The organism is Nocardioides ginsengisoli (assembly GCF_039537225.1).
Taxonomy (GTDB): Bacteria; Actinomycetota; Actinomycetes; order Propionibacteriales; family Nocardioidaceae; genus Nocardioides; species Nocardioides ginsengisoli.
Genome location: NZ_BAABAC010000022.1, coordinates 3093 through 29034, shown reverse-complemented (window position 1 = coordinate 29034; position 25942 = coordinate 3093). Strand labels below are relative to the sequence as shown.

Here is a 25942-nt window from a genome sequence, read left to right as displayed (position 1 = left end):
CGCACGCGCGGCCCACCGGGGCCGCGCGTGGTGCGCCGGGCCGGGCGTCAGTGCATCATGACCGGCCGCTCGCCGGGCCCCTCCTCGTCGAGCAGGTGGGACTCCTCGCGCTTGCGCGGCATCATCGCCACCGGGATCAGGGTGAGGGTGAGCGCGATCGCGGCGACGGCGTACGGGAGCCGGAACGAGTCGGCGAGGTCGCCGATCGCGATGCCGGGGAAGCGGTCGCCGAGGCGCTGCGCGGTCTCGAGCGCCCAGCCGGGCGCCGTGGTGTGCTTGACCGCGGCCTCGCCGATCGCCTGGAACGCCTGGAGCGCGTCGGAGCCCTTCTGCTGGTTGGTGAGCAGCACCGACATCACCGCGATGCCGGCCGACGCCGCCACCTGCTGCAGGACGTTGATCAGCGTCGAGCCGCGGGCCACCTGGTGCTCGCGCAGCGTCTTCAGCGCCGAGGTGAACGTCGGCATCATCGTGGCGCCCATGCCGAGGCCCATGATGAACAGGAACGCGATGATCTGCCCGTACGACGTGTCGGGGTCGGTGCTGATCGCGAGTCCGCCGACGCCGACGATGATGCCGATGAAGCCGAACGGGACGATCCGGCCCACCGGCAGCTTGTCGGCGAGCGTGCCGGCCAGCGGCATGGTCACCATCGCGCCGAGACCCTGGGGTGCGACGAGCAGGCCGGCCTTGAGCACGCTCTCGCCGCGCACCTGCTGGAAGTAGGTCGGCACCAGCAGCAGCGCCCCGAAGAAGGACGCCGCGAACAGGAACATGACCAGCGTCGAGATGGTCAGGTTGCGGTCCTTGAACAGTCGCAGGTCGAGCAGCGGGTGCTCGGGGCGGAACGCCCAGACCACGAAGGTGACCATCAGGGCCAGTCCGATCAGGCCGGGGACGAGCACCTTGGTGGCGGCGACGGTGCCCTCGCCGGGGATCGACGAGACGCCGTAGAGGAAGAGCGCGAGACCGGGCGACATCAGCGCCATGCCGACGAAGTCGAAGGTCTCGCTGGGCACCGGGGCGTCGGCGGGCAGCGCGAGCAGCGCGTAGACGATCGCGGCGATGCCGAGCGGCAGGTTGATGAGGAAGATCCAGTGCCAGCTCGCGGAGTCGATCAGCCAGCCGCCGATGATCGGGCCCAGGATCGGGCCGAGCAGCATCGGGATGCCGAGGATCGCCATCAGCCGGCCGATCCGGTGGGGGCCGGCGGCCTTGGTCATGATCGTCATGCCGAGCGGCATCAGCATGCCGCCGCCGAGGCCCTGCAGGACCCGGAACAGGATCAGCGTCTCGATGCTCCACGCGGTCGCGCACAGCACGGAGCCGAGCGTGAACAGGGTGAGCGCGCCGATGTAGAGGCGTTTGGTGCCGAACCGGTCGGCCGCCCATCCGGTCGCCGGGATCACCGCGGCCAGGGCCAGCGTGTAGCCGGTGATGGTCCACGCGACCGTCGAGTAGGAGCTGACGTCGAACTCGGTGATGAAGGTCGGCAGCGCGACGTTGACGACGGTGGTGTCGAGGATCGCCATGATCGAGCCGAGCACCACCACGCCGGCGACCTTGAGGATCGCGGGGGTGATCCGGTCGTCGTCGGGGTCTCCGAAGGACGCGCCGGGTTCGCCGGCGGGCTTGGCCGGAGCTGACATGAGAGAGCCTCCCAAGGGGTCGAAGGGCAGGACTTCAGGAAAGCACGACCCACCGACAATGGGCATCGCCGATGACGTGCCTGTGGAGAGATGCGCCTGACCCGCGGCGGGCCGGTCGGGCCCACCGCGGGTCGAGGGCGGGTGCTCGCGGTGCGGACTCACTTAGCCATGCGGAGCAGGCCCACGTTGAAGTCCTGCTGAGTCGGCGAGAACGGGATCTCGCCCACCCGGCCGTCGCTGATCACGTTGATCGACGGGTCGGCGATGTAGAGCAGCGCGTGGTCGGCGAGGACCTGGTTCTGCACCTTGGTGAAGTAGTCGCACGCCTTGGCGGTGTCGGTCTCGGCCAGCCCCTCCTCCAGCCACTGGTCGACCTGCGGGTTGGCGTACCAGGTGAAGTTGGTCGAGCCGGCGTTCTTCGAGCCGTACTCGCGGGCGAGCTGCGGCCCCGCCTCCGGGTACGACGAGAAGTCCCACGCGAGCGCGATGTCGGGCATCGACGACTGCTTCGAGACACGGTCGGCGTACTGCGGGAAGGTGACCGCCTGCAGCTCGCCCTGGAGGCCGATCTTCTTCAGCGAGTCCTGGAGCAGCGTGCCGGCGACGTTGAACTCGTCGACCGTCGGCTGGTAGGCGATCGAGACCGACCGGCCGGAGACGCCGGCCTCGTCGATGAGCTGCTTGGCGCGCTCCAGGTCCTGCTTCGGCTCACCGGCGTCGACGGCGCAGCCGATGCCCGGCGGCAGGATCGTGGTCGCGATCTTGCCCTCGCCGCCCATCGCGCTGGACTGGTGGCCGGCGTAGTCGTAGGCCAGCTGGATCGCCTCGCGGACCTTCGGGTCCTTGGTGATGCCGCCCCGGGTGTTGAGCCAGGCGTAGGTCTCGCGCGGGATCGGCAGCGCCTGCACGGTGAACCGGTCGTCCTTCTTGACCGTCGCCAGGTCGGGGCCGGAGAGGTCCATGGCCAGGTCGATGCCGCCGGAGAGCAGCTCGTCGCGACTGGCGCTGTGGTCCTTCAGCATGCGGAGGACGAGCTCCTTGGGGCGGCCCTCGTCGAAGTCCCAGTAATCGGCGTACCGCTCGAGCTGGAGCTCCTGCTTGGCCGAGTAGCCCTTGATCGTGAACGGGCCGGAGCCGGCGTCGTGGGTCGCGATCCAGCCCTGCGCGTCGTCGTCGCCCTCGTTGGCCTTCACCAGCGTGGAGTCGACGATGTAGATCGGGCTGAGCGCGCCGAGGAAGGTGGTGTCGGTGCCGGTCAGCGTGATCTTGACCGTGTGGGCGTCGACGGCCTCGGCGGACTTGTAGTCGCCGAGGAAGGCGGCGACGCCGGCGCCGATCCGCTTGTCGCGGTCGAGCGTGTAGACGACGTCGGCGGCGGTGAACGGGTTGCCCGAGTGGAACTTCACGTCGTCGCGCAGGGTCAGGGTCAGCTCGGTGGCGCTGGGGTTGAACGACCACGTCGTCGCGAGCTGCGGGATCATCTTGCCGTCGGAGTCGTAGTTGACCAGGCGGTCGTAGACGCCCGCGACGTTGAAGTCGTTGTGCGCGTCCGCGGCCTGCACCGGGTCGAGGGTCTCGGCGATATTGGTGGACCCGATCACCAGCGGGCCCGCACCGCCCTTGCCGGAGTCGCCCCCCGCCTGCATGCCGCATGCGGAGAGCGCGAGGACACCGGTGAGCGCGAGCGCACCGGCCTTGAAGGCTCGTGAGAGCTGCCGTTCCATGGAGATGCCTTTCATCTTCATCGGGGGTGTCGATCAGGCGCCGGCCTGGGCGAGGTCGCCCAGGTCCGGTGCGTCCGGCAGGCGTGACCACGTCTCGACGCGGCGCGTGCTGAGCCAGGAGCCGGCTCGCATCACGTCTCGACCTGCGGGTGGGCTGGCCAGTGCCTCGGCCGCGGATGCGGCATCGAGGACGACGAGGTCGGCAGGCCCACCCTCGTACAGCTCTCGCTCCCCGAGCCCGAGCGCGGTGGCGGCCCGGCCGCCGACCAGCTCGAGGGCGAGCTCCAGGTCCTCGTCGACCCGGAAGTTCGATTGATAGGCCACATCCCGAGCGGTGGCCAGCGGATCGCCGGTGCCGAAGGGCCACCAGGCGTCGCGCACGTTGTCGGTGCCCGCGAACAGCTCGACCCCGAGGTCGACCAGCGCACGGACGGCGGGCATCGGCCCCGCCGGGCCGTTGGTCATCACGGCGACGCCCGCCTCCGCCAACAGCTCCGGTACGGCGTCCCGGTCGCGCCCCTCGAGCGTCCCCAGGCCGTAGCCGTGGCTGATCGCGACCCGACCCGCGAGCCCGAGCGCCGTGGTCCGCTCGGCGATCGCGCGCAGCTCCGCGGCGGCGGGCGCGCCGGTCGTGTGCAGGTGCACGTCGACCCGTACGGCGTGCCGGTCGGCGAGGCCGAAGACGACGTCGAGGTGGCCGTCGAGGTCCTCGTCGAGACTCAGCGGGTCGAGCCCGCCGATCACGTCGACGCCCTGCGCCAGCGCCTCGTCGAGGAGCTTGGCGACGGCCGGCCCGCCGCGGACGATGCCGCTCTGCGGGAAGGCCGCGATCTGGACGTCGAGCAGCCCGGTGAGGATGGCGCGCAGGCGCAGCGCGTCCTCCACACCGGTCAGCCCGAGGTCCTCGTCGACGTCGACGTGGGCGCGGACCGCGCCGGTGCCGAACTCGATCATCCGCTGCGCGAGCAGCAGCTGCCGGTCGAAGGACGTCGCCTCCAGGCCGGCGCGCTGCCGCTTCTCCGACTCGATCCGCTCGACGAGGCTGCCCCCGGGCAGGTGCGGTTGCCAGGGCGCGCCGACGAACGTCTTGTCGAAGTGGGCGTGGCCGTTGACGAAGAGCGGGAGGACGAGCCGTCCCCCGAGGTCGGTCTCCGTGACGGCGAGCCGCCCGGACGCAGCGGGACGGATGGTCCGGATCCGACCGTCCTCGAGGACGAGGTCGACCAGCCGGCCGTCCCGGCCGCGCCCGTTGCGCAGCGTGGTGCGCACCATCAGACGACGTTCAGGCGGTTGGGGATGTCGTTGAGCTCCTCGACCCCGGCGGCCGACAGCAGCACGGTGCCGCCGATGCAGACCCGCTGGCCGTCGCGCAGCGCGTTCGGCTCGAACGCGAAGGCATGGCCCTCCTGGATCACGAAGTCGCCGTCGATCGCGTGACCCGACGGGAGATGCGGGAGGTTCGCGAGGCCCGGGTCGACGCCCGGGTCGATCCGGGTCGCGCTGTTGTAGATCGGCGAGACGGTCTGCACCATCGGGCCGGTGTTCCAGGTGCCGGAGGCGGCCAGCGGCTCCTCCATGATCGCGGCCAGCTCGGAGAAGCGCAGGCCCGGGCGGAGCGCGGCGATACCGGCCCGGTAAGACGCCAGGCAGACCTCCTCGAGCTCGCGGCGCAGCGCGCTCGGCTCGCCGATGGAGACGTCGATCTGCTGCTGCGACTCCTGGCCGGCGTAGAAGGCGAAGATCTCCGCGGCGATGGTGTCGCCCGGCTGCAGGATCCGCGGGGCGCCCCCCATCTCGAACCACTCGGGGATCGACCAGGCGGCCATGCTCGCGCCGGCCCGCTCCAGCATGAACGGCCAGCGCACCCAGCCGCCGCCGGCGATGATCGCCTGGAAGGACGCCGCCGCGACCTCGTGCTCGTTGCCGCCGGCGCGGGCGGTGTCGACGAACGCCCGGCACGCCGCCTCGCCGAGCGAGGCGGCCTTGCGCAGGAGCACCTGCTCCTCGGGGCTCTTGATGATCATCAGCGACTCGTACGGCGTCGCGACGTCGACCCACTCCACGTCGGGCAGCAGCCCCAGCATCCGCTGCCACGTGGTCCAGGCGATGGAGCCGTCGCCCTCGCCGACGAAGCGGCCGGTGAGGCCGACGATGCCGACCCGGGCCCGGTCGAGACCGCGCTCGCGCAGCGCCTCGGCGAGGTTGGCGAGGGTGTCGCCGTGCTTCCACGCCGGCGCCCAGCGCTCCCAGCGCGAGCCCTGCGCGTCGTACCAGTCGAGCGGGACGTCGCCCATGAAGACGAGCGGGTCGTCCTGCGGGGTGATGAGGACGGTGTCGCTGCCCTCGTTGGTCAGGTACGCGTCCGCGCGGTCGCGGCCGGTGCCGAACACGACGAGCCCGTCGACCTCCTGCTCCTTCATCAGCCCGCGCACGGCCGCCCAGCGGCGGTCGCGCTCGGCGAGGCTGAGGGTGGGGTAGGCGTTGTCGGTCATGCGGTGACGCTCCTGTCGGGGTGGTGGGGATGCCCGGCCGCGGCGAGGACGTCGCGGAGGTGCCGGGCACTGCGGTCGATGAAGTCGAGCGACTCGGCTTCGCCGACCGGGGAGTGCAGGTCGGCCCAGCCGGCCGCCTCGCCGCGCGCGACCCGCTCGGCGTACGACGTCGTGAGCCGGACGACCTCGAACGCCTCGGCGAGGGTGAGGTCGGGGTGCCCGGCGAGCCAGGCCGGGTCGTGGATCTGGAGGTCCATCTCGGCCCGCTCGGGGTCGACGATGCCCTCGATGGAGAGCATCAGGTCGCGGTCGGCGAGCGGCGCGAGCAGCCGTTCCCAGTCCAGGACGCCCTCCCCCACGGGGGCGAGCACCCGGGTGATGCCGGTGGGCCGGAAGAAGAGCGCGGCGTCGCGGACGTGCGTGGCCCGCACGTACGGCGCGATCCGGTCGACCGCCGCGTTCGGGTCCTCGCACCGCATCAGCACGTTGGCCGTGTCGAAGGTGATGCCGAGGACGTCGGGGCCGACGGCCTCGACCAGCCGGGCCAGCTCGAAGGTGGTGATCTCCTCGTGGGTCTCGAGGTTGAGGTGGACGCCGTGGTCGCGCAGCACCGGCGCCAGCTTGCGCAGGAAGCGCTCGGTGGCGGCGAGCTGCTCGTCCCACGTGACGTCGGTGCGGAACCGGTCGTAGGCGTGCCGGTTGGTCAGCCGGAACTGGTAGTTGGCGGTCGCCGACCACAGCTCGCGGATGCCCGCCGCGGCCGACACCTCGATCATCCGCCGCAGGGCGGCCAGGTAGTCGCCCCCGCCGAGCGCCCGGATCGCGGGCGCCTCGGGGGTGGCGTACGGGTTGACCTTGCCGACGCCGGCCTCGACGCGCAGCCCGAGGTCGTCGGCCGTGCGCATCGCCTCGCGCGCCTCACCCAGGTCGAGGGTGGGGCTGAGCTCGAGGATCGAGCGGAAGTAGACGCCCTGCAGCCCGCGCGCCGCCGCCCGCTCGACGACCGAGCTCGCCGGGCGGGAGTGCGGGAGCCCGAACTTCGAGCTGTCGACGCCGATCCGGAAGGTCACGGCGCTCAGGCCTCCGCGAGGTCGCCGGTGGCCGCGGCGAGGTCGAGCTCGACCAGGCCGTGGTCGAAGATGTTCTCGGGGTCGTACATCGCCTTCGCCTTGGCCAGCCGCTCGAACTTGTCGCCGTAGATCTCACGGCTGCGGTCGGCGTCACTGCGCTCGGAGGTGAAGTTGATGTAGGTGCCGTGCTCCCACTCGCTGACCGCGGCACTGAAGGCCTTGACCCACGCGACCAGGTCGGCGCGCTCGTCGTCGTACTCCCAGTCGGCGCCGATGTTGCCGGCCCACCGCGAGTGGATGTCGGTCGTGGAGTCGTTGCTGTGGTCGCGCGGCTCGAGCTTGCCGGCGATCAGCTCGAACGGGCACATCACCTGGTGCGAGATGTACGCGCTGGAGTTGAGCGAGCGGCCCGGGTAGGCGTCGGCGTGCTCGATCGCGATGTCGATCAGCTCGTCGGGCATCTCCGCGAACGCGACGTGGCGCCAGTAGTGGCGGATGCCGTAGCGGAACTCGTCGTCGGTGGAGTGCTGCAGCGTCACGTGCGGCACCGACCAGGTGCGCGCGTAGACCGGCGTGAAGCCCTCGAACATCGGGGCGCTCAGGGCCGGCTCGTCGGCCGGGTCGCCGTAGCTGACCGTCGCGACGGAGATGATCGGCTTGCCGCGGTGCTGACGAGGGAGCTGCGACCAGTACTCGGGCGCCTTGTAGAGCCGCACGTACGCCGTGACGTTGTCGGGCATCGCCGGGCCGAGGTCGCGGAAGCGCTTCAGCAGCGCCTTGCGGTCGTCGGCCGCGAACAGCGCGAGCCGCACCGTGGCGAGACCCGGCAGGTCGACGTAGTCGAAGACGAACTCGGTCGCGATGCCGAAGTTGTGGCCCGCGCCCTTGAGCGCCCAGAACAGGTCGGGCTCGTTGTCGGCGTTGACCCGGCGGATCGTGCCGTCGGCGGTGATCAGCTCGACCTCGCGCAGGAAGTCGACGGTGGATCCGTGCATGCGGGACAGGTAGCCCGCGCCGCCGCCGAGGGTCAGCCCGGCGACGCCCGTGTGGGAGACGACGCCGGCGGGCAGCGCGACGTCGTACGGCTCGGCGGCGCGGTCGACGTCGCCCCAGCGGCAGCCGGCTCCCACGGTCAGGGTGCGGGCCTCGGTGTCGACGGTGACCTGGCGCATCAGGCCGAGGTCGATGAGGACGGCGCCGTCGGCGACACTGGTGCCGGCGAGGTTGTGGCCGCCGCCGCGGACCGTCAGCGACTGGTCGTGGGCGAGGCACCAGCGCAGGGCGGCCGCGGCGTGCTCGGCCGTCGTGCAGCGGACGATGGCCGCGGGACGCTGGTCGATGTCGGCGTTCCAGACCCGACGCAGCGTCTCGTAGCCGGGCGCACCGGGCAGGACGACGTCGCAGTCGACCGCCGCGACGAGGCCCGTCAGCTCGGGCTTGTTCTCCATTGCTCTCTTACTCCTGTTCGGGGGATGCGGATCGGCGCTGCACCGCGGCCATCAGCGCGGTGCGGGAATCGGTGAGGAACTGCCGGTAGTCGGCGTCGACGGGCGGCGAGGCGCGCAGCGCGTCGAGGTCCGGGGCGCGGCCGGTGGCGACCAGGCCGCCGTACGCCGCCGCCTGGGCGCGCAGCGCGGCCGCGTCGGCGTCCGTCATGTCGGGGTGGGCGGCCCGCCAGCGCGGATCGTCGAGCTGGAGCAGCATCTCGGCGCGGGAGCCGCCGATGCCCTCGATGACGAGGTCGAGCTCCGGTGCCGCGGCGAGCACCCGGCCCAGCAGGTCGGGCCAGTCGATGAGGCCCTGGCCGACCGGGGCGAGGAACCGGGACAGCCCCTCGTCGGTCTCGACGAGCACGGCGTCGCGCAGGTGGGTCATGTGGACGTGGCGGGCGACCCGTCGTACGGCGTCGGTGACGAGCTCGCCGCGCACCGGCAGGTTCGCGGGGTCGAGGCAGACGCCCAGGACGTCGTCGCCGACCTCCTCGATCAGCCGCAGGATCTCGAAGGTCGTGATCTCCTCGTGGGTCTCGAGGTTGATCCGCACCCCGTGGGCGCGCAGCGACGGCGCGAGCAGCCGGAGGAAGCGGCCGGTCGAGGCGAGCTGGTCGGCCCAGTCGACGTCGGTGCGGAACCGGTCGAAGCAGTGCGGCGCCGGCAGCTCGTGCTTGAAGCCGCCGGTCGCGCTCCACGCCTCGGTCCAGCCCTGCTCGGCGCAGATCGCGATCATCCGCTCCATGCCGGCGAGATAGCTGCCGTCGCCGAGGTCGCGGACGCGCGGCAGCTCGGCCGTCATGAAGGGGTTGACCTTGCCGACGCCGGCCTGGACGAACATCCCGCGGGCGCGGGCCTCCGCGGCGAACTCCGCGATGGCGCCGGGATCGAGCGTCGGGAAGGCCTCGTCGAGGGTGCGCACCAGGATGCCCTCGAAGCCGAGGTCCGCGAGCGCCACGAGCGTCTTGACCGGGTCGTCACCGAGCCGCGACCCGCCGTCCTCGAACTTCACGTCGGCGCCGATGCGGGTCATCGGGCAGCCTCCAGTCGACGGGCGCGGCGAGCACGCTCGAGCACGGGGTCGGGCACGGGTACGGCCTCCATCAGCGCGCGGGTGTAGGGATCCTGGGGTGCGTCGTAGATCGCGGGGACGTCGCCGGTCTCGGCGATGACGCCCTTGTCGAGGACGACGAGCCGGGTGCAGAGGTACTTCACGACGGCGAGGTCGTGGGACACGAAGAGCACGGTCAGGTCGAGCCGGCGCTGCATGTCCTTGATCAGGTTGAGCACCTGCGCCTGCACGGACACGTCGAGCGCCGACACCGGCTCGTCGCACAGCAGCACGCGTGGGTCGACGACGAGCGAGCGGACGATCGCGATGCGCTGGCGCTGGCCGCCGGAGAAGTGCCGCGGGTGGCGGGTCAGGTGCTCGGGCAGCAGGCCGACCATGTCGATCAGCTCGTGGATGCGGGCCCTGCGGTCGGCGGGCGAGAAGCCGCCGATGACGAGCATCGGCTCCTCGAGGATCTCCTGGACGGTCATCCGCGGGTCGAGGCTGGAGTAGGGGTCCTGGAAGACCATCTGGACCTCGCGCCGGTAGCGGCGCAGATCGGCCTTGGACGCCGAGACGGGGTCGATGCCGTCGTACGAGATCGTGCCGGCGTCCTCCTTCTCGAGGCCCACCAGGCAGCGGATGATCGTGGACTTGCCGGAGCCCGACTCCCCCACCAGGCCGACGATCTCGCCCTGCCCGACCTCGAAGGAGACGTCGGTCAGCGCCTGGTAGGCGTTCTTGCCGCGACCGAACCGCTTCTGCAGCCCGTCGACCTTGAGCAGCGGCTCAGGCATGGGTGGTCGCTCCTTCGGTGCTCATGTAGTCGGCGACCGTCTTGAGGCGGACGTCGGGATCGGCGTCGAGCCGCGGCACGGAGCCGATCAGGCCGCGCGTGTAGGGGTGTTCGGGGCAGGTGAACAGGTCGTCGACCGTGCGCTCCTCGACGAGGCAGCCGCGCAGCATCACCGCGACGCGATGGGCCAGGCCGGCGACGATGCCGAGGTCGTGGGTGATGAAGAGGACGGCGAGGTTCATCTCGCGCGACTGCTCCTCGAGCAGGTCGAGCACCTGCTCCTGAACCCGGACGTCGAGCGCCGTGGTCGGCTCGTCGGCGATCAGCAGGTCGGGCTGGGCGACCAGCGCCGCGGCCATCACCACGCGCTGGCGCATGCCGCCCGAGAACTGGCCCGGGTAGGCGCGCATCCGCTCCTTGGCCTTCGGCACGCCCAGCCGGTCGAGCATCTCGACGGCCTTGGCGTGCGCCTTGCGCTTCGGCATGCCGCGCACGGTGAGGGGCTCGGCGACCTGCTCGCCGATGGTGAGCACCGGGTTGAGCGCGGTCATCGGGTCCTGGAAGATCATCGAGATCTCGCGGCCCCGGACCCTGCGCAGCCGGCGCTCCGGCGCGCCGACCAGCTCCTGGTCCTTCCACCGGATCGAGCCGGCCAGCCGCAGGTGCGGGTCGAGCCGCAGGATGGAGCGCGCGGTCATCGACTTGCCGGAGCCGGACTCGCCGACGAGCGCGACGCGCTCGCCCGGCCGGATCTGTAGGGAGAGCTCCTCGACGAGGGTCAGGTCGCCGACGCCGCCGCCGATCCGCTCCCTCTCCGGCACCGACACCGAGAGCCGGTCGAGGGTCAGCAGGGGGGTCGTGGTGTCCATCAGGACCTCCTCGAGCTGGGGTCGACCGAGCTGCGGATCGCGTCGCCGGCCAGACCGAAGGCGATGGCGGCGACGGTGATCGCGAGCCCGGGGAAGAGGGCGATCCACCAGGCGGTGGTGATGTAGTCCTGGCCGGCCGCGATCAGCGAGCCCCAGTCGGGGCTGGGCGGCGGGGCGCCGACACCGAGGAAGGCGAGGCCGGAGATCATCACGATGGTGCCGGCGATCTCCATGCTGGCCTGGACGTAGATCGCGTCGAGCGAGTTCGGCAGCACGTGGTGGCGCATCAGGCGGATCCGCGACATGCCGAGAATGCGCGCCGACTCGACGTACGAGCTGGTCATCGTCTCGCGCAGGATGTTGCGCATCAGGCGGGCCGTGGCCGGCCACGAGGTCGCGATCATGGCGAGCACGATCGAGGTCATCGAGGGGCCGAGCGCGGCGGCGAGGCCGAGGGCGAGCACCAGGCTGGGCAGGGACATCAGGATGTCGCAGACCCGCATGATCGTCTCGTCGAGCCAGCGCGGCGCCAGGGCGGCGAGGCTCGCGACGGCCACGCCGATCGCGGTCGAGGCGATCACGATCCCGACCGCGACGAGCAGCGTCCGTCCGGCGCCGGCGAGCATCCGGGAGAGGACGTCGCGGCCCACGTCGTCGGTGCCGAACAGGTGGCCCGCGCCCGGGGGCAGCAGGGCCTGCTTGGTGTCGACGCCGAACGGGTCGTGCGGGGTGACGACGAGGCCGACGATCGCGACGACGACCAGCAGGGCCACCAGCGCGAACGCGAGCTTGTCGACGATCCCGACCCGTCGTCCGCCGAGGAGGCGGCGCGCGCCGGTGCCGAGGGCGCGGCCGATGCCGGCCGCCGAGGCGTGCGCGGTCGCGGTGTTGACGTCGGTCATGCCGTGCCTCCCTGGGCGTGGCGCACCCGCGGGTCGAAGACGAGCTGGAGCAGGTCGGCGAGGAGTGCCGTGACGATGAAGACCGAGCCGATGACGAAGACCGCGGCCAGCAGCGCGAAGGTGTCCTGGCTGGTGATGGAGTCGTAGAGGTAGCTGCCGATGCCGGGCAGCGAGAACACCGCCTCGACCAGCACCGCGGCGCTGATCATCCAGCCGAACTGCATGCCGAAGATGGTCAGCACGGCGCCGAGCGACGACCGGAACGCGTGCCGCCACACGATCCGGCGCCGCGGGACGCCCTTGGACGTCGCGAAGGTGATGTAGTCGGACTTGAGCGCGGTCATCATGTTCGAGCGGATGATCCGGGCGAGCGTCGTGATGAACGGCATGCTCAGCGCGATCGCGGGCAGCACCAGGTGCGCCAGCGAGTCGAGCAGGTTGCCCATGTCGCCGAAGAGAGCTGAGTCGATGACGTTGAAGCCCGTGACCCGCGGCGGCGCCATGCCGACGCCGTTGGTGCCCGAGATCGGGAACCAGCCCAGCCGCAGGCCGAGCGACCAGCGCAGCATGATCGCCAGCCAGAACATCGGGACGCCGCCGGAGAGGACGAGGATGATCCGGGCGGCGACGTCGGCCGCACGGCCCTCGTTGACCGCCGCGACGATGCCCAGCGGCGCCGCGACCAGGACGACGATCAGCATCGTCAGGACCACCAGCTGGATCGTCGTCGGCAGCACGGTGAGCAGGTCGTGCGACACCCGCTGGTGGGTGACGATCGACTGACCGAAGTCGCCGTGGAGCAGCCGGCCGAGGAAGCGCAGGTACTGCGCGAGGACCGGGTCGTCCAGGTTCAGCCGCTCCCGCATCGCCGCGACCTGGTCCTGGGTGGCGAGCCGCCCGGCCGCGACGCGGGCCACGTCGCCGGGGATCAGCTTCGACATGAAGAAGACGATCGTGGCGACGCCCCACAGCGAGAGCAGCGCCAGCCCGAGCCGGCGCAGGATGAACCGGCTCATCGCTCGTACGACATCTGTCGAGGGCACACCAGACGACGTCGGGCGACCCGACCGTCGTACGGCGTGGTGGTGCTCTGGTCCATCGGATGTCCTCCGCCTGCGGCTCGTCCGGCGTACGCGATGTGACGCCGGTCTCAACAAGCGACCATGCTGGTCGCCAGTGCGGGCGGTTGTCGTCAGGCGGGTATCTGAACTAGTTTCGACATATGTCGAAGCCTGGAACCGGGATGACGCCGCTGAGCGAGATCCAGCAGATCGTCAACGGGCTCTCCGACCGGTTGCAGCGCTCGGTCGCGGTCGACGACCAGCACCTCGAGCTGGTCTGCGCGAGCGCCCAGCACGGCCCGATCGACAAGTGGCGGGTCGACGCGATCATCACCCGCACGGTGCCGCAGGCCACCGTGCCGTGGCTCGACCAGCACGCCATCCAGACCTCCCGCAAGCCGGTCCGGCTGCCCTACAACGACGAGCTCGAGATGCTCGCGCGGGTCTGCTTCCCGATCCGCCGCGAGAACGCGCTGCTCGGCTACCTGTGGCTCTTCGACGAGCCGCCGGTCACCGACGAGGAGATGGCGACGACCGCCGACGCCGTCGACCGGCTGGTGCCCCTGTTCGGGTCCGACGACCAGGTGGTGCGCGGCCGGGTCGAGGACCTGCAGCGGCTGCTGTCGCGGGCGACCCAGGCGGCGACGTCCATCGAGGCCGTGCAGGAGGCGGTCGAGCTCGGCTATCTCGACGGCCGGGCCGGCTTCCACGTCCACGTGATGACGTTGCGCCAGCCCAAGCAGCGCAGCCGGATCACCGCCACCGACAGCAAGGGCCTGCAGTTCGAGCTCGCCCGCCGCCAGCTCGGCCTGGCCTTCCTCACCCACGTCGAGGGCAACGTGCTGGTCACCGTCACCAACCACGTCTCGGCCCGCGACAGCCGCGACTTCGAGGCCACCCTGCTGCGTGCGGCCGAGGCGGTCGGCCTCGAGCTGGCCTCCGGCGGCTCCGCGACGGCCGGCGCACCCACCGAGCTCGAGGACGCCCTCGGCCGGGCCCGCTTCGCGGCCGAGCTCGCCTCGCTGCGCAGCGGCAAGGCCACCACCCACGCCTGGGAGGACCTGGGCTCCTGGCGCCTGCTCTACGGCCGCCCGCTCTCGCCCCAGACGGTCGTCGAGATCAGCCCCGAGGCCGAGACCCTGCTCTCCCAGGGCACGCCCCAGCACTGGCAGACCGCGCTCGCCTACCTCGACGCCGGACGTCGGGTGCCGATCGCCTGCGAACAGCTGCTCATCCACCGGGCGACGCTCTACTACCGCCTCGACCGGGTGCGCGAGCTCATCGGCGCCGACGCCCTCGACGACGGCTGGCGGGCCAGCTCGCTGCACGTCGCCCTCAAGCTCCACGAGGCCCTCATCCAGGTCCGCTGACTCCCGGCCGGAGCTTTCGCGCGCGGTGCCGGAGAACGGGAGGACGGCGGCGCGACGTACCTCACCCTTCCTACGGTCGGGGCCTCCGCCCCCGCGACCCAGGAAGGACTGCCGTCATGACGACTGCGCCCGACATCCCCCGCAAGATCGAGTCCGACCCGATCGCCCAGCGCTTCGCCCGTGGCTGGCACTGCCTCGGCCTTTCCAAGGACTTCCGTGACGGCAAGCCGCACCAGATCAACGCCTTCGGCCAGAAGCTCGTCGTCTGGGAGGACGCCGAGGGCGACCTCAAGGTGCTCGACGCCTACTGCCGCCACATGGGCGGCGACCTGAGCCAGGGCACCATCAAGGACGGCAATATCGCCTGCCCGTTCCACGACTGGCGTTGGGGCGGCGACGGCCGCTGCAAGCAGATCCCGTACTCGCGCCGCGTCCCGCTGCGCGCCCGGACGTCGTCCTGGCCGACGCTCGACCAGGACGGCATGCTCTTCGTCTGGAACGACCCGGAGGGCAACCCGCCGATCCCCGAGCAGGCGATCCCGGTGATCCCCGGCGCGACCAGCGACGAGTGGACCGACTGGCACTGGTACAGCGTCAAGATCGACGGCTCCAACTGCCGCGAGATCGTCGACAACGTCGTGGACATGGCGCACTTCTTCTACGTGCACTTCTCGATGCCGACGTTCTTCAAGAACGTCTTCGAGGGCCACGTCGCCACCCAGTTCATGGACGGCACCGACCGCGCCGACATCGCGGTGCCCAGCGAGGACGGCGCCGAGCTGCTCGGCATGCGCTCGGTCGCGTCGTACTTCGGGCCGTCGTTCATGATCGACGACCTCACCTACGAGTACGACACCGGCGACTTCAAGTCGGTGCTCATCAACTGCCACTACCCGGTCGACACCGACTCGTTCGTGCTGCAGTACGGCATCATCGTGAAGAAGCCCGAGGGCGTCTCCGACGAGTACGCGCTCGCGTCGGCCGTCAACATGGGCGACTTCATCAAGGCCGGCTTCGAGCAGGACGTCGAGATCTGGAAGAACAAGGCCCGCATCGACAACCCCCTCCTCTGCGAGGAGGACGGCCCGGTCTACCAGCTGCGCCGGTGGTACCAGCAGTTCTACACCGACATCGCGGACGTCAAGGACGAGATGACCGAGCGCTTCGAGTTCGAGCTCGACATGACCCGCCCGGCCGAAGCGTGGGCGCAGGAGGTGGCCGACAACGTCGCCGCCCGCGACGCCGCCGAGGCCGCCTCCGCCGCGGCCGAGGCCGAGTCGGTCCGATGACCAGCCAGGTCGTCGTCCGCCCGGACGTCCGGCTCGAGAACGCCCCCATGTCGCCGGTCTCCTGCGACACGTGCGGCGCCCGGGTCGAGGCGCGCAAGAGCAGCTGGGAGCAGACGAGCATCCAGTGGCACGCCGCCGACACCGAGCGCTGCCTCGAGCGCCGCGCCGCCATGCCGCCACGCATCGCGGGCACGCCGTTCGGTGGCTGCGCGTCGCTGCGTACGGCGCTCAGCCGGGCGGTCGACCGCGGCGAGCTGCCGGTGCTGACCGAGGCGGACGCGGACTGACGCGGACTGACGCGGACTGACGCGGACTGACGCGCTGCAGCACGAAGAATCCCCCGGCCGGAGACGGCCGGGGGATTCTTGCGTTGCGGGGGGCAGGGATCGGCGCGGATCCGATGAACCTGGTTCACGCAATCCACGCCGATGCGCCGACCCGGCAGAAGTTTCCGCCGGGTCAGTGCATTTCGCGAGCCGGTTTGTGCCGGGTCGGCGTTCAGGCGTCGTAGCTGACCCGCACCCGATCACTCGCCGGCACCGCCTGACACCCCAACACGATCCCGTCGGCGAGGTCGTCGTCATCGAGCACCTGGTTGACCGCCATGCTCACCTCACCCTCGCGCACCACGCACGCACACGCGCTGCACGCGCCCTCCCGGCACGAGTACGGCGCGTCGAGCCCCGCCGCCAGCAGCACATCGAGCAGCGAGCGGCTGCGCGACCAGGGCAGGGTCCGGGTCTCCCCGTCGAGCTCCACCTCGAGCTCGGCCGCATCCGCGTCGTCGTCCTCGACGATCGCTGCGGGCGCGGCGAACGGGTCGCCGGTGAGCGACACGAACTCCTCGCGGTGCACCCGCTGAGCGGGCGCGCCGAGCAGGTCGACGAGCGCCTTCTCGGCGGCCGCCATGAACGGCACCGGGCCGCAGAGATAGGCCTCGCGGTCGGCGTACGGTGCGAGCCGAGCCGCGAGCGAGGCGACATCCGGCAGGCCCTGCAGCGACTCGAGCCAGTGGACGACGACGAGCCGCTCGGGGTGGGCGCGCTCGAGGTCCGCGAGGGCCTGGGCGAAGATCACCGAGGACTCGTCGCGGTTGGCGTACAGCAGCGTGATCCGGCCGGTGCCGGCCTCCAGCGCGGAGCGGAGGATCGACAGCACGGGCGTGACGCCGCTGCCCGCGGCGGCGAGCAGCAGGTCCTGATCGAGGTCGCCGGGCGTGAAGACGCCGGCGGGGCGCAGCGCGTCGACGACGTCCCCGGCCTGCAGGCTGTCGCACATCCACGCCGAGCCGCGGCCGCCGGCGACCTTCTTCACCGTCACCACAAGGCGGTCGGGGTCGGTGTGGGGCGAGCTGCTCAGCGAGTAGCAGCGCGCCAGGTCCGGCTCGCCGTCCGCGCCGGGCACGCGCAGCGTCAGGAACTGCCCGGCGCGGTAGCGGACCGGGGCGCCGTCGTCGGCCACGAAGACCACCGACCGGGCGTCGGAGGTCTCCGCGATCGTCTCGACGACGCGCAGCCGCAGCGGGGCGCTCATGGCGTGTCCGGGCGGGTGAGGAACTCGAGGACGACGCGCTCCCACGCTTCCTTCTGCTCGATCATGGCCCAGTGCCCGCAGTTCGGGAACACGTGCAGCTCGACGTCCGGGATCGACCGCATCGGCAGGATCGCCATGTCGACGGGGCTGACCCGGTCGTCGCGGCCCCACGTGATGAGGGTCTTGGCGCGCAGCTTGTGCAGCATCGCCCAGTACGGCGGCTCGTCCGAGCCGGCCATGATCGCGGCGGTCCGCGCGAACGCCTCGCGTCCGTACATCCCGCGCGCGCTGGCGAGTGTGTCGGGGTCGGTGGCCTGGACCCAGCGGTCCTCGATCATCTGCTCGGTGACGATGGAGCGGTCGTAGACCATCGAGTGCAGCCAGGCGACGAGCCGCTCGCGGGTCGGGTTGTCGGTGAAGTCCATCAGCAGGTTGATGCCCTCACCCGGCGCGGGCGAGAACAGGTTGCGGCCGAGACCGCCGACCGTGACCAGGCGCCGTACCCGCTCGGGCTGGGCCATCGCGAGGATGGCGCCGGAGATGCCGCCCATCGAGTTGCCGACCACGTCGACCTGGTCGAGCCCGAGACCCTCGATGAGGCGGGACGCGGCGGCCACGGAGGCCGGGAGCAGCGGCTGGTCGGTCGGGTCGCTGACGCCGAAGCCGGGCAGCTCGAGGACCAGGCAGCGGAAGTGCGGGGCGAACACCGGCAGGTTGCCGGCGAAGTTGCGCCAGCCGGTCACGCCCGGGCCGGAGCCGTGCAGCATCAGCAGCGGCGGGCCGTCGCCGACCTCGTGGTAGCGCAGCACGCCGGCGTCGGTCGGGAGCTCGCGCAGCGTCGTGGCGGGGTCGAGCGTCGTCATCGTGTCCGTCATGAGGCCCGACGCTAGGTCGCCGGAGGTCGCCTCGCCGCCGTCGTCCCGCTCTCCGGGAGAAGCGCCCGGAGGCCGTCCGGAGCCGCCGTACCGTCGCCGGGTTCGAGCAGCAACAGGAGGAGTCGACATGCCCGAGAGCACCCTCGCGGTCCACGAGCCGAGCCCGCAGGAGATGCGGCGCGCGATGAGCAGCTTCGCGAGCGGCGTGACCATCGTGACCGGGCAGGACGACGACGGCCCGACCGGCTTCGCCTGCCAGTCGTTCGCGTCGGTCTCGCTGACGCCGCCGCTCGTCCTGTTCTGCGCCGACCACCGCGGCCGCGCGTGGCCCCGGATCCGCATGTCCGGGCGGTTCACCGTCAACGTCCTCGCCGAGGACCAGACCGACCTCTGCGCGCGCTTCGGCTCGTCCACCGGCCTCAAGTTCGACGGCCTCGACTGGACCGCCTCCGCCCTCGGTACGCCGTCCCTCCCGGACGTGCTCTGCCGCGTCCACGCCGAGGTCCACGCCGTCCACACCGAGGGCGACCACGACGTCGTCATCGGCCGCGTCGTCGCCCTGGAGACGCCCCGCACCGGCGCCCCGCTGATCTTCTACAAGGGCCGCTTCGGCACCGAGGGGCACACCGTCTTCGCTCCGCCGAACCTCTTCGGGTGGGACGACGCCTGGTCCTGACCGTCGTACCGGACGTTTCGGTCGCATTCTCGGCCCTTTCGCGACCAGAACGTCCGGTACGACGAGACACTGAGGCCCCGACCAGCTGATGCTGATCGGGGCCTCGGCGTTGGTCAGTGGCTCACTGCTGCGGCGGCACGAACGCGGCGAGCGGCTCCGCGCCCGACCAGTCGTGACCCCAGTAGGAGTCGGCGGTGATCTCCTCGGCCGTGTAGTGCGACTCGTCGACCCGCATGCCCTCGTAGCCGTACTCGACGTCCCAGCCACCGGGCGCGCGCACGTAGAACGACACCATCTTGTCGTTGGTGTGCCGGCCCAGCGTCGACGAGATCGAGAAGCCGCGCTGGTTGACCTGGTCGAGCGCGCGACCGACGGCGTCGAGGCTGTCGACCTCCACCATGAAGTGGATCAGGCCGGGGGCCTCGCCGTGCGGGGCGCCGATGAGGGCGAGACTGTGGTGGCGCTCGTTGACGCCGAGGAAGCGCACCCGCGGCTGGTAGCCGTCGATCGGCGGGCCGGCCTTCATCGCGCCGCGCGGCAGGAAGCCGAGCACCTCGGTGTAGAAGGCGTAGGTCTCCTCGGGGACCGTCGACGGGATGACGACGTGGCCGAGGCCCTGCTGCCCGGTGACGAACTTCTGCGCGAAGCCGGTGCGGACCGGGCTGTGGTCGAGCTCGGGCGCGAAGAAGATCTCGGTGTCGATGCCGCCCGGGTCGGTGAAGGCGATGCCGTCCTCGACGCGACGGTCGGCCTTCTCCTCGTCGGTGAACGGCTTCACGGCGACTCCGGCGGCCTCGAGGTCGCGGCCGACCGCGGCGAGCGCGATGTGGTCACGGACCTCCCAGCCGATGCTCAGCACGCGGTCCGGGCCGCCCGGCAGGACGACGAGCCGCGCGGGGCGCTCGTCCATCCGCAGGTAGAGGCCGTCGGCGACCGGGCCGGCGACCTCCTGGAAGCCGAGGGTGTCGACGGCGAGCTCGCGCCAGCGCGGGATGTCCTGGCTCTGCATCCGCAGGTAGCCGAGGGACTTGATGTGACGGGTGTTGGTCATGCTTCTTGCCTTCCTGGGTCAGATCATCGAGTGCAGCGGGCCCGGCGGCGGGACGATGCCCATCTCGCCGAGCGCGGAGGCGTGCAGCACCGGGCCGGGCACGTTGATCGCGTGCGCCAGGCCCATGTGCCCGTCGCGCCAGAAGCGCTGCAGGGGGCTGTCCATGCGCAGGCCGTTGCCGCCCGAGCGGGCGACGATCTCGTCCATCGCCCGCACCGCGCGCCACGACGCGGCGACCTGGATCTGGCGGTTCTTCGAGCGCTCCTCGAACGTCAGCTCGTGGCCGGCCGCGGCCAGGTCGTAGCTGCGGTTGAGGCTGTCGAGCAGCGCCACCTTGGCGGCGTGGATCTCGGCCGCTGCGGCGCCGATGGCCGACAGCACGTACGGATCCTCGCGCACCGCGGTGCCGGTGACCTGCATGCGGTTGCGCTGGGCGGCGAGGTGGTGGGCGAGCGCGCCCTCGCAGATGCCCAGCACGGCGGAGGTGATGCCGCTGGGGAAGACCGTCGTGAACGGCATCAGGTACGACGGGTCGTCCAGGCCGGCCTCGCGCGCGGCGGTGCCGTCGATCACGCGGTCGTACGCCTTGACGCGGTAGTCGGGGATGAAGGCGCCGTCGACGATGACGTCCTTGGAGCCGGTGCCGCGCAGGCCCACGACGTCCCAGGAGTCCTCGACGATCGTGTAGTCGGCGCGCGGGAGGACCACGTGGTACATGCCGGCGGCGAAGTCGGGCTGACCGTCCGGGCCGGCCATGGTGGCGCCCAGGAAGATCCACTCGCAGTGGTCGGTGCCCGAGGAGAACTGCCAGCGGCCCGAGAAGGTGTAGCCGCCGTCGGCAGGGGTGAGCATGCCCATCGGGGCGTAGGGCGACGCGATCCACACGTCGGGGTTCGTACCCCAGACCTCCTCCTGGAGGCGGGCGTCCATCATCGCCATCTCCCACGGGTGGAGGCCGACGATGCCGGCGACCCAGCCGGTCGCGCCGTCCGCGGCGCCGACCTTCATGACCGCCTCGGCGAACTCCGCGGGCGTGGTCTGCAGGCCGCCGTACTTGGCCGGCTGGAGCATCCGCATGATGCCGGTCTCGCGCAGCAGGGCGACCGCGCGGTCGTCCAGCTTGCCGAGCTTCTCGTTGGACGCACCGGTCGCGCCGATCTGCTCGGCGCGCTCCTCGATGGCCTTCAGGACCTCGTTGCCCATCTCTCTCCTCCTTCGGACTGCTCGGGCAGTCGCCCGCACCGTCGCAAGAGCGGCGGCGTGCGGGCCGGCGTCCTCCCACCAGGCGGGAGCGGGCCGTCGTACGGCGTGCGGTGCTCCCGCTGTACGGCACGAGGGACCACCCAGTGACAATGTCGGCAGGAGACAGTGCTCGGGTGAGCGCGATCGTGAGCTGGGAAGGGAGGCCGTACGTGACCTCGTCGGACGCCGACCCTGCGCTCGAGGCCGCCGCGCTGGTCGTCCTGGACTGGTCGGCGCGGATGGGCGACTCGCGCGAGCACGCGCGGGTGTTCGAGGAGGTCGTCGGCGACGCGCTGCCGGCCGCCGAGGTGCGGATGCTGGAGTACCTCAACGGCCGCGAGCCGGTGCCGACCAGCGCCGCCGCGAGCGCGCTCGGCATCGACCTGTCCCAGGCCAGCCGGCAGGCGCGCCGGCTCGAGCAGGCCGGCTACGTCGCCCGGGTGCCCGATCCCGACGACGGACGCCGCACGCTGCTCCACATCGCGCCGGCGTCGCAGCCGATCATGGACCGCTGGCTGGTGAGCTGGGCCGAGCAGCACCTGGCCGTCGCGGCCGGCTGGAGCACCGCCGACCTCACCGAGATGACCGCCTGGCTCTGCCACATGCACCGCGGGCTGAACGAGCTGCTGCCGGGCCACCCCGAGTCCGCGGCGCCGCCGCGCTGGCGCAAGCTGGCCGACGACGGCTCGTTCACCGCCGAGCAGCTCGACTTCGGCGAGATGGCCACCCGGTTCTACGCCTGGGCCGCCCACGCCGGCTGGTTCGAGCACGTCATCGAGCGCGAGGCGCCGGCCCTCACCCCCCTGCTCTACGTCACGCTGCGCATCGTCGACCGGCACGGGCCACTCTCGGTCGCCGAGCTGGCCGAGCGGACCTGGGTCGACCACACCCAGGCCAGCAAGCGGGTCACCAAGCTGGTCGAGCTCGGGCTCGTCGACCGGGCCCCGGGCGCCTTCGACCGGCGCAGCAGCCTGGTGCGCTCCTCGCGACGCGGGTCGGCCCTCGTCGCCCGGATCGTCGCGAGCCAGCTGGCCGCTCTCCGCGACGCCATCGGCCCCCTCCCGGAGGCGGTCCGCACCCGGCGTACGGAGCTCATGGAGCGCTACGTCGGCGCCCTCCTCGACCACGATGCGGTCTTCAACTGGTGAGTAACCCGTGCAATCGGTCCATTAATTTTCGAGGGCTGCGGAAGCCGGTTTCAGGCGTAAATGAGCGTGATTCGGGCCCGTAACAACCCCGTAACGGTCGGTAGCATCAAAAATACGTGCCATCGATCCACTTGATTTCCAGCAGTGTGAGTCCGCACACTCTGGGGCATGAGCGTCGCCGCCGTCCTTCCCCTCCCGCAGACCACCTCAGGCCGTCGCACGCCGCTGGGCGTGGTCGGCCGGGTGACCCGGATCCTCGACGCCTTCAGCGAGGCCCCCGACCTGCTCATGCTCGAGGACGTGATGGCGCTGACCGGTCTCCCCCGGTCGACCGCCTTCCGGATCCTCGGCCAGCTCGTCGACGAGGGCTGGATCGAGCACCACACCCGCGGCTACCGGCTCGGCCCGGAGGCACCCACCCTGACCGGCCGCCCCGGCGAGCACCAGGACGTCCGCGTCGCCGCCGCCGAGAGCCTCAACGAGCTGCACGCCGCCACCGGCGCGGTCGCGCACCTCTCGGTCCTCGAGGGCGACCGGGTCCACTACCTCGACAAGATCGGCGGCTCCGCGGCCCGCTCGGTGCCCTCGCGCGTCGGCGCCCGGATCCTCGCCTCCGACACCGTGAGCGGCCGCGCGCTGCTCGCCTGTCAGCCCCCGGAGTACGTCGACCGGGTGCTCCGCAGCCGGCTCTCGCCCGGCGCGATCATCGACCTGCACCGCGACCTCGCCGGCGCCCGCCAGCGCCGCGGCATCGTGCACATCCCGGCCGCCGCCACGCCCAGCACCATCTCCTCGATCGCCGTACCGATCGCCGGCCCGGCCGGCGCCGTCGCCGCGCTGTCGCTGGCCACCCCCGGCGAGCTCTCGCCGGCGCGCGTGATCCCGCTGCTGCTCGGCCAGTCCCAGCGGGTCACGACCGCACTCTTCCCCGGACGCCGCACCCTGCGCCGTACCGGCTCCCGCTGAACGGGAGGGTTCGCGGATCCGCGTCCGGCGCGGATTAGCGTCCCGCGCAGCCCGCGGTCGCGGGACCACCAGCAAGCAGAGGAGTCGGCATGGACTGGGCCGAGGAGTACGACGTACTGGTCGCGGGATCGGGCGCCGGAGGCGTGATCGGCGCCTACACCGCCGCGCGGGAGGGACTCAGCGTCCTGCTGGTCGAGGCCAGCGACAAGTTCGGCGGCACGACGGCCTACTCCGGTGGCGGCGGCGCCTGGTTCCCCGCCAACCCGGTGCTCCAGCGCGCCGGCACCGACGACACCGTCGAGGACGCCCTCACCTACTACCGGGCCGTCGTCGGCGACCGGACGCCGTCGGAGCTGCAGGAGACCTACATCCGCGGCGGCGCGGGCCTGATCGAGTACCTCGAGCAGGACGACCACTTCTCGTTCGAGCCGTTCCCGTGGCCGGACTACTTCGGCAAGGCGCCCAAGGCCCGCAACGACGGCCAGCGGCACATCATCCCGACGCCGCTGCCGGTCGCCTCCGCACCCGAGCTGCGCGAGCTGGTCCGCGGGCCGCTCGACAACGACCGCTGGGGCACGCCCCAGCCCGACGACGTCTTCATCGGCGGCCGCGCGCTCGTCGCCCGCGCGCTGACCGCGCTCGCGCCGTACGAGAAGGCGGCGACGGTGCTCGACACCGCGCTCGTCGAGCTGGTCCTCGAGGACGGCGTCGTGGTCGGCGCGATCGTCGAGCACGACGGCGTACGCCGGGCGATCCGGGCCCGCCGCGGCGTGCTGATGGCCGCCGGCGGCTTCGAGGCCAACGACGAGCTCCGCCAGAAGTACGGCGTCCCCGGCGTCGCCCGCGACACGATGGGCCCGCCCACCAACGTCGGCCACGCCCACCAGGCCGGCATCGCCGTCGGTGGCGACACCGACCTGATGGGCGAGGCGTGGTGGTCGCCCGGCCTGACCCACCCCGACGGCCGCTCGGCCTTCGCGCTGTGGTTCACCGGCGGCATCTTCGTCGACCAGGACGGCGAGCGCTTCGTCAACGAGTCGGCGCCCTACGACCGCCTGGGGCGCGACGTGATCGCGCGGCTCGACGCCGGCGAGATGACGCTGCCGTTCTGGATGGTCTACGACGACAAGGAGGGCGCCGTCCCGCCGGTGAAGGCGTCGAACGTGACCATGGCCGCCACCGAGGAGTACGTCGCCGCCGGGCTCTGGCACACCGCCGACACCCTCGAGGAGCTCGCCGCCAAGATCGGCGTACCGGCCGAGCGCCTGGTCGCGACGGTCGCCCGCTTCAACGAGCAGGCGGCGAACGGCGTCGACACCGACTTCGACCGCGGCGGCGAGGCCTACGACCGCTTCTTCTTCGGCGGTGGGTCGCCGCTGGTGAGCATCGAGCAGGGCCCCTTCCATGCGGCCGCCTTCGGCATCTCCGACCTCGGCACCAAGGGCGGTCTGCGGACCGACACCGCGGCCCGGGTCCTCGACTCCGACGACCGCCCGATCGCCGGGCTCTACGCGGCCGGCAACACCATGGCCGCCCCGAGCGGCACGGTCTACCCGGGCGGCGGCAACCCGATCGGCACCAGCATGCTGTTCAGCCACCTCGCCGTACGGGACATGCTCGCCCGCTGACGGCTCCCTGCGGATCCGCCGCGGCTCAGGCGCCGGCGGAGCGGTCGACGCGTCCCGCCGTCCGCTCGCGCAGCACCACCGAGGCGCGGTGGATCCGCACCAGCGTCGTGGCCGACGGCATCGCGGCGCCGGTCACATAGCTCGACAGCCGGGACGGCGACGTCCCGATGTGGGCGGCGAGCTCGCGCTGCGAGACGCCGCTGCGGGCGACACAGTCCTTGACCGCCTTCGCGACGACGGCCCGCTCCTGGGCGGTCCGTCGCTCGCGGCAGCGCCGGACGGCGTCCTCGACCAGGTGCTGCACCTGGGAGCGCCGGCTGCGACGGGCGAGTCGGACCACCTCGGCGGCGTACGGGCCCCAGGGGCTGGCGGCGACCAGGCCCAGGTGCGCGCGCCAGTCGTCGAAGGAGCCGTGGCTGACCACGGCGAGCAGCTCGGCGACCGAGCGCACGCCGGTCACGGGCGGGGCGCTCTCGACGTCGTCGAGGACCAGCGCCCATCCCGCGTCGGCGCCTGGCTTCGCGAGCCCGGGGTCGGCCCACCGCCGGCACGCGGCGGCCATGAGCTCGCCCGCGCCGTCCTCACCGGCGAGCAGGACGGCGGCCCGGCGCTGCAGCCGGACCAGCTGCCCCTCGCCGAGGGCCGTGGCGAGGCGCGCGGTCACCGCGTGGTCGCCGGCGTCGTCGAGGAGGACGACGGCCGCGAGGTTGGCCAGGACAGCGCAGAGCCGGGCCGAGCGCCGGTCGCCCCGCCGCTCGTCGAGCAGCGCGACCAGCCGGTGCCAGGCGGCACGGTCGGCCGGTGCCACCCAGTCCGCGCGCGCCAGGACGGCCCCGACGACGTCGTGGTTCGACGTCAGCGGGATCGGCTGCGAGCGGATCGGCTGCGAGCGGATCGGCTGCGAGCGGATCGGCTGCGAGCGGCGGGACGGTGGGGTCATCTCTCACAGGATGGGTGATGCGGCCGACCGTCACACGGCGATGTCCAACTTTTACCTTCCCCCCGGGTGCGCCGACCCGTCACAAACTGCCCCCCAAATCACGCCGACCCGGCAGAAAGT

The 25942-nt window shown here is 71.9% G+C and carries 23 protein-coding genes; 7 read left to right on the top strand and 16 right to left on the bottom strand.

The window, feature by feature from the left end; all coding sequences use genetic code 11:
- Positions 1 to 47 precede the first annotated feature (47 nt).
- The 11 genes from AB4880_RS11280 to AB4880_RS11230 form a co-directional block, all read right to left on the bottom strand.
- Positions 48 to 1649 (bottom strand): DHA2 family efflux MFS transporter permease subunit, encoded by a 1602-nt coding sequence (locus AB4880_RS11280; protein ID WP_367919333.1) that lies wholly within the window; start codon positions 1647 to 1649, stop codon positions 48 to 50.
- Between the two features lie 158 nt (positions 1650 to 1807).
- Positions 1808 to 3373 (bottom strand): ABC transporter substrate-binding protein, encoded by a 1566-nt coding sequence (locus tag AB4880_RS11275; protein ID WP_367919332.1) that lies wholly within the window; start codon positions 3371 to 3373, stop codon positions 1808 to 1810.
- A 33-nt stretch (positions 3374 to 3406) separates the two neighbouring features.
- A complete protein-coding gene (locus AB4880_RS11270) occupies positions 3407 to 4645 on the bottom strand; it encodes an amidohydrolase (protein ID WP_367919331.1) in 1239 nt (412 codons plus the stop codon).
- The gene (locus AB4880_RS11265) at positions 4645 to 5865 is read right to left on the bottom strand and encodes a M24 family metallopeptidase (RefSeq protein WP_367919330.1); all 1221 of its coding nucleotides are present in this window, start codon (positions 5863 to 5865) and stop codon (positions 4645 to 4647) included. Before AB4880_RS11265 ends, AB4880_RS11270 begins: the two co-directional genes overlap by 1 nt.
- Positions 5862 to 6935: a sugar phosphate isomerase/epimerase family protein gene (locus tag AB4880_RS11260; RefSeq protein WP_367919329.1), complete on the bottom strand. Its 1074-nt coding sequence runs from the start codon at positions 6933 to 6935 to the stop codon at positions 5862 to 5864. The genes AB4880_RS11265 and AB4880_RS11260 overlap by 4 nt, the downstream gene beginning before the upstream one ends.
- Before the next feature lie 5 nt (positions 6936 to 6940).
- Positions 6941 to 8383, bottom strand: coding sequence for an FAD-binding oxidoreductase (locus AB4880_RS11255; protein ID WP_367919328.1), 1443 nt, complete (start codon positions 8381 to 8383; stop codon positions 6941 to 6943).
- A gap of 7 nt (positions 8384 to 8390) precedes the next feature.
- Positions 8391 to 9458 carry a TIM barrel protein gene (locus tag AB4880_RS11250; RefSeq protein WP_367919327.1) on the bottom strand — a complete coding sequence of 356 codons (1068 nt, stop codon included), beginning with the start codon at positions 9456 to 9458 and terminating at the stop codon, positions 8391 to 8393.
- A complete protein-coding gene (locus tag AB4880_RS11245) occupies positions 9455 to 10273 on the bottom strand; it encodes an ATP-binding cassette domain-containing protein (protein WP_367919326.1) in 819 nt (272 codons plus the stop codon). Before AB4880_RS11245 ends, AB4880_RS11250 begins: the two co-directional genes overlap by 4 nt.
- A complete protein-coding gene (locus tag AB4880_RS11240; RefSeq protein WP_367919325.1) occupies positions 10266 to 11141 on the bottom strand; it encodes an ATP-binding cassette domain-containing protein in 876 nt (291 codons plus the stop codon). Before AB4880_RS11240 ends, AB4880_RS11245 begins: the two co-directional genes overlap by 8 nt.
- Positions 11141 to 12043 (bottom strand): ABC transporter permease, encoded by a 903-nt coding sequence (locus AB4880_RS11235; protein WP_367919324.1) that lies wholly within the window; start codon positions 12041 to 12043, stop codon positions 11141 to 11143. Before AB4880_RS11235 ends, AB4880_RS11240 begins: the two co-directional genes overlap by 1 nt.
- Positions 12040 to 13059 (bottom strand): ABC transporter permease, encoded by a 1020-nt coding sequence (locus AB4880_RS11230; RefSeq protein WP_367919323.1) that lies wholly within the window; start codon positions 13057 to 13059, stop codon positions 12040 to 12042. The genes AB4880_RS11235 and AB4880_RS11230 overlap by 4 nt, the downstream gene beginning before the upstream one ends.
- Positions 13060 to 13265: 206 nt before the next feature.
- Between AB4880_RS11230 and AB4880_RS11225 the strand changes: the two genes are divergently transcribed.
- From AB4880_RS11225 to AB4880_RS11215, 3 genes are all read left to right on the top strand, one after another.
- On the top strand, positions 13266 to 14474 hold the full coding sequence (locus AB4880_RS11225; RefSeq protein ID WP_367919322.1) for a PucR family transcriptional regulator: 1209 nt from the start codon (positions 13266 to 13268) through the stop codon (positions 14472 to 14474).
- 116 nt (positions 14475 to 14590) lie between these two features.
- Complete coding sequence (locus tag AB4880_RS11220) at positions 14591 to 15763, top strand: 3-ketosteroid-9-alpha-monooxygenase, oxygenase component (protein ID WP_367919321.1); 1173 nt, start codon at positions 14591 to 14593, stop codon at positions 15761 to 15763.
- On the top strand, positions 15760 to 16050 hold the full coding sequence (locus AB4880_RS11215) for a ferredoxin (protein ID WP_367919320.1): 291 nt from the start codon (positions 15760 to 15762) through the stop codon (positions 16048 to 16050). The genes AB4880_RS11220 and AB4880_RS11215 overlap by 4 nt, the downstream gene beginning before the upstream one ends.
- Positions 16051 to 16261: 211 nt before the next feature.
- Here the strand turns inward: AB4880_RS11215 and AB4880_RS11210 are convergent, their stop codons facing one another.
- Together AB4880_RS11210 and AB4880_RS11205 are read right to left on the bottom strand one after the other, a co-directional pair.
- Positions 16262 to 17296: a 2Fe-2S iron-sulfur cluster-binding protein gene (locus tag AB4880_RS11210; RefSeq protein WP_367919319.1), complete on the bottom strand. Its 1035-nt coding sequence runs from the start codon at positions 17294 to 17296 to the stop codon at positions 16262 to 16264.
- On the bottom strand, positions 17293 to 18171 hold the full coding sequence (locus AB4880_RS11205) for an alpha/beta fold hydrolase (protein ID WP_367919318.1): 879 nt from the start codon (positions 18169 to 18171) through the stop codon (positions 17293 to 17295). The genes AB4880_RS11210 and AB4880_RS11205 overlap by 4 nt, the downstream gene beginning before the upstream one ends.
- 127 nt (positions 18172 to 18298) lie before the next feature.
- Between AB4880_RS11205 and AB4880_RS11200 the strand changes: the two genes are divergently transcribed.
- Entirely contained in the window at positions 18299 to 18847 is a 549-nt protein-coding gene (locus AB4880_RS11200; protein WP_367919317.1) for a flavin reductase family protein, read from the top strand.
- Between the two features lie 121 nt (positions 18848 to 18968).
- On the opposite strand, the gene AB4880_RS11195 is transcribed toward AB4880_RS11200, so the two are convergent.
- A complete protein-coding gene (locus tag AB4880_RS11195; protein WP_367919316.1) occupies positions 18969 to 19898 on the bottom strand; it encodes a VOC family protein in 930 nt (309 codons plus the stop codon).
- An 18-nt stretch (positions 19899 to 19916) separates the two neighbouring features.
- Positions 19917 to 21101, bottom strand: coding sequence for an acyl-CoA dehydrogenase family protein (locus AB4880_RS11190; RefSeq protein WP_367919315.1), 1185 nt, complete (start codon positions 21099 to 21101; stop codon positions 19917 to 19919).
- Positions 21102 to 21274: 173 nt separating this feature from the next.
- Here AB4880_RS11190 and AB4880_RS11185 point away from each other — a divergent pair, with 173 nt between their 5' ends.
- The 3 genes from AB4880_RS11185 (at position 21275) to AB4880_RS11175 (ending at position 24882) form a co-directional block, all read left to right on the top strand.
- Positions 21275 to 22288 (top strand): MarR family transcriptional regulator, encoded by a 1014-nt coding sequence (locus AB4880_RS11185; protein WP_367919314.1) that lies wholly within the window; start codon positions 21275 to 21277, stop codon positions 22286 to 22288.
- A 168-nt stretch (positions 22289 to 22456) separates the two neighbouring features.
- Positions 22457 to 23254 (top strand): IclR family transcriptional regulator, encoded by a 798-nt coding sequence (locus AB4880_RS11180; RefSeq protein ID WP_367919313.1) that lies wholly within the window; start codon positions 22457 to 22459, stop codon positions 23252 to 23254.
- A gap of 89 nt (positions 23255 to 23343) precedes the next feature.
- Positions 23344 to 24882 carry an FAD-binding protein gene (locus AB4880_RS11175; protein ID WP_367919312.1) on the top strand — a complete coding sequence of 513 codons (1539 nt, stop codon included), beginning with the start codon at positions 23344 to 23346 and terminating at the stop codon, positions 24880 to 24882.
- Between the two features lie 25 nt (positions 24883 to 24907).
- Here the strand turns inward: AB4880_RS11175 and AB4880_RS11170 are convergent, their stop codons facing one another.
- On the bottom strand, positions 24908 to 25822 hold the full coding sequence (locus tag AB4880_RS11170) for a helix-turn-helix domain-containing protein (RefSeq protein ID WP_367919311.1): 915 nt from the start codon (positions 25820 to 25822) through the stop codon (positions 24908 to 24910).
- Positions 25823 to 25942: the final 120 nt, after the last annotated feature.

Coding starts and splice junctions, on each gene's coding strand:
- AB4880_RS11280 (WP_367919333.1), bottom strand. CDS start 1,649: ATGTCAGCTCCGGCCAAGCCCGCCGGCGAACCCGGCGCGTCCTTCGGA.
- AB4880_RS11275 (WP_367919332.1), bottom strand. CDS start 3,373: ATGGAACGGCAGCTCTCACGAGCCTTCAAGGCCGGTGCGCTCGCGCTC.
- AB4880_RS11270 (WP_367919331.1), bottom strand. CDS start 4,645: ATGGTGCGCACCACGCTGCGCAACGGGCGCGGCCGGGACGGCCGGCTG.
- AB4880_RS11265 (WP_367919330.1), bottom strand. CDS start 5,865: ATGACCGACAACGCCTACCCCACCCTCAGCCTCGCCGAGCGCGACCGC.
- AB4880_RS11255 (WP_367919328.1), bottom strand. CDS start 8,383: ATGGAGAACAAGCCCGAGCTGACGGGCCTCGTCGCGGCGGTCGACTGC.
- AB4880_RS11250 (WP_367919327.1), bottom strand. CDS start 9,458: ATGACCCGCATCGGCGCCGACGTGAAGTTCGAGGACGGCGGGTCGCGG.
- AB4880_RS11245 (WP_367919326.1), bottom strand. CDS start 10,273: ATGCCTGAGCCGCTGCTCAAGGTCGACGGGCTGCAGAAGCGGTTCGGT.
- AB4880_RS11240 (WP_367919325.1), bottom strand. CDS start 11,141: ATGGACACCACGACCCCCCTGCTGACCCTCGACCGGCTCTCGGTGTCG.
- AB4880_RS11235 (WP_367919324.1), bottom strand. CDS start 12,043: ATGACCGACGTCAACACCGCGACCGCGCACGCCTCGGCGGCCGGCATC.
- AB4880_RS11230 (WP_367919323.1), bottom strand. CDS start 13,059: ATGAGCCGGTTCATCCTGCGCCGGCTCGGGCTGGCGCTGCTCTCGCTG.
- AB4880_RS11225 (WP_367919322.1), top strand. CDS start 13,266: ATGTCGAAGCCTGGAACCGGGATGACGCCGCTGAGCGAGATCCAGCAG.
- AB4880_RS11220 (WP_367919321.1), top strand. CDS start 14,591: ATGACGACTGCGCCCGACATCCCCCGCAAGATCGAGTCCGACCCGATC.
- AB4880_RS11215 (WP_367919320.1), top strand. CDS start 15,760: ATGACCAGCCAGGTCGTCGTCCGCCCGGACGTCCGGCTCGAGAACGCC.
- AB4880_RS11210 (WP_367919319.1), bottom strand. CDS start 17,296: ATGAGCGCCCCGCTGCGGCTGCGCGTCGTCGAGACGATCGCGGAGACC.
- AB4880_RS11205 (WP_367919318.1), bottom strand. CDS start 18,171: ATGACGGACACGATGACGACGCTCGACCCCGCCACGACGCTGCGCGAG.
- AB4880_RS11200 (WP_367919317.1), top strand. CDS start 18,299: ATGCCCGAGAGCACCCTCGCGGTCCACGAGCCGAGCCCGCAGGAGATG.
- AB4880_RS11195 (WP_367919316.1), bottom strand. CDS start 19,898: ATGACCAACACCCGTCACATCAAGTCCCTCGGCTACCTGCGGATGCAG.
- AB4880_RS11190 (WP_367919315.1), bottom strand. CDS start 21,101: ATGGGCAACGAGGTCCTGAAGGCCATCGAGGAGCGCGCCGAGCAGATC.
- AB4880_RS11180 (WP_367919313.1), top strand. CDS start 22,457: ATGAGCGTCGCCGCCGTCCTTCCCCTCCCGCAGACCACCTCAGGCCGT.
- AB4880_RS11175 (WP_367919312.1), top strand. CDS start 23,344: ATGGACTGGGCCGAGGAGTACGACGTACTGGTCGCGGGATCGGGCGCC.
- AB4880_RS11170 (WP_367919311.1), bottom strand. CDS start 25,822: ATGACCCCACCGTCCCGCCGCTCGCAGCCGATCCGCTCGCAGCCGATC.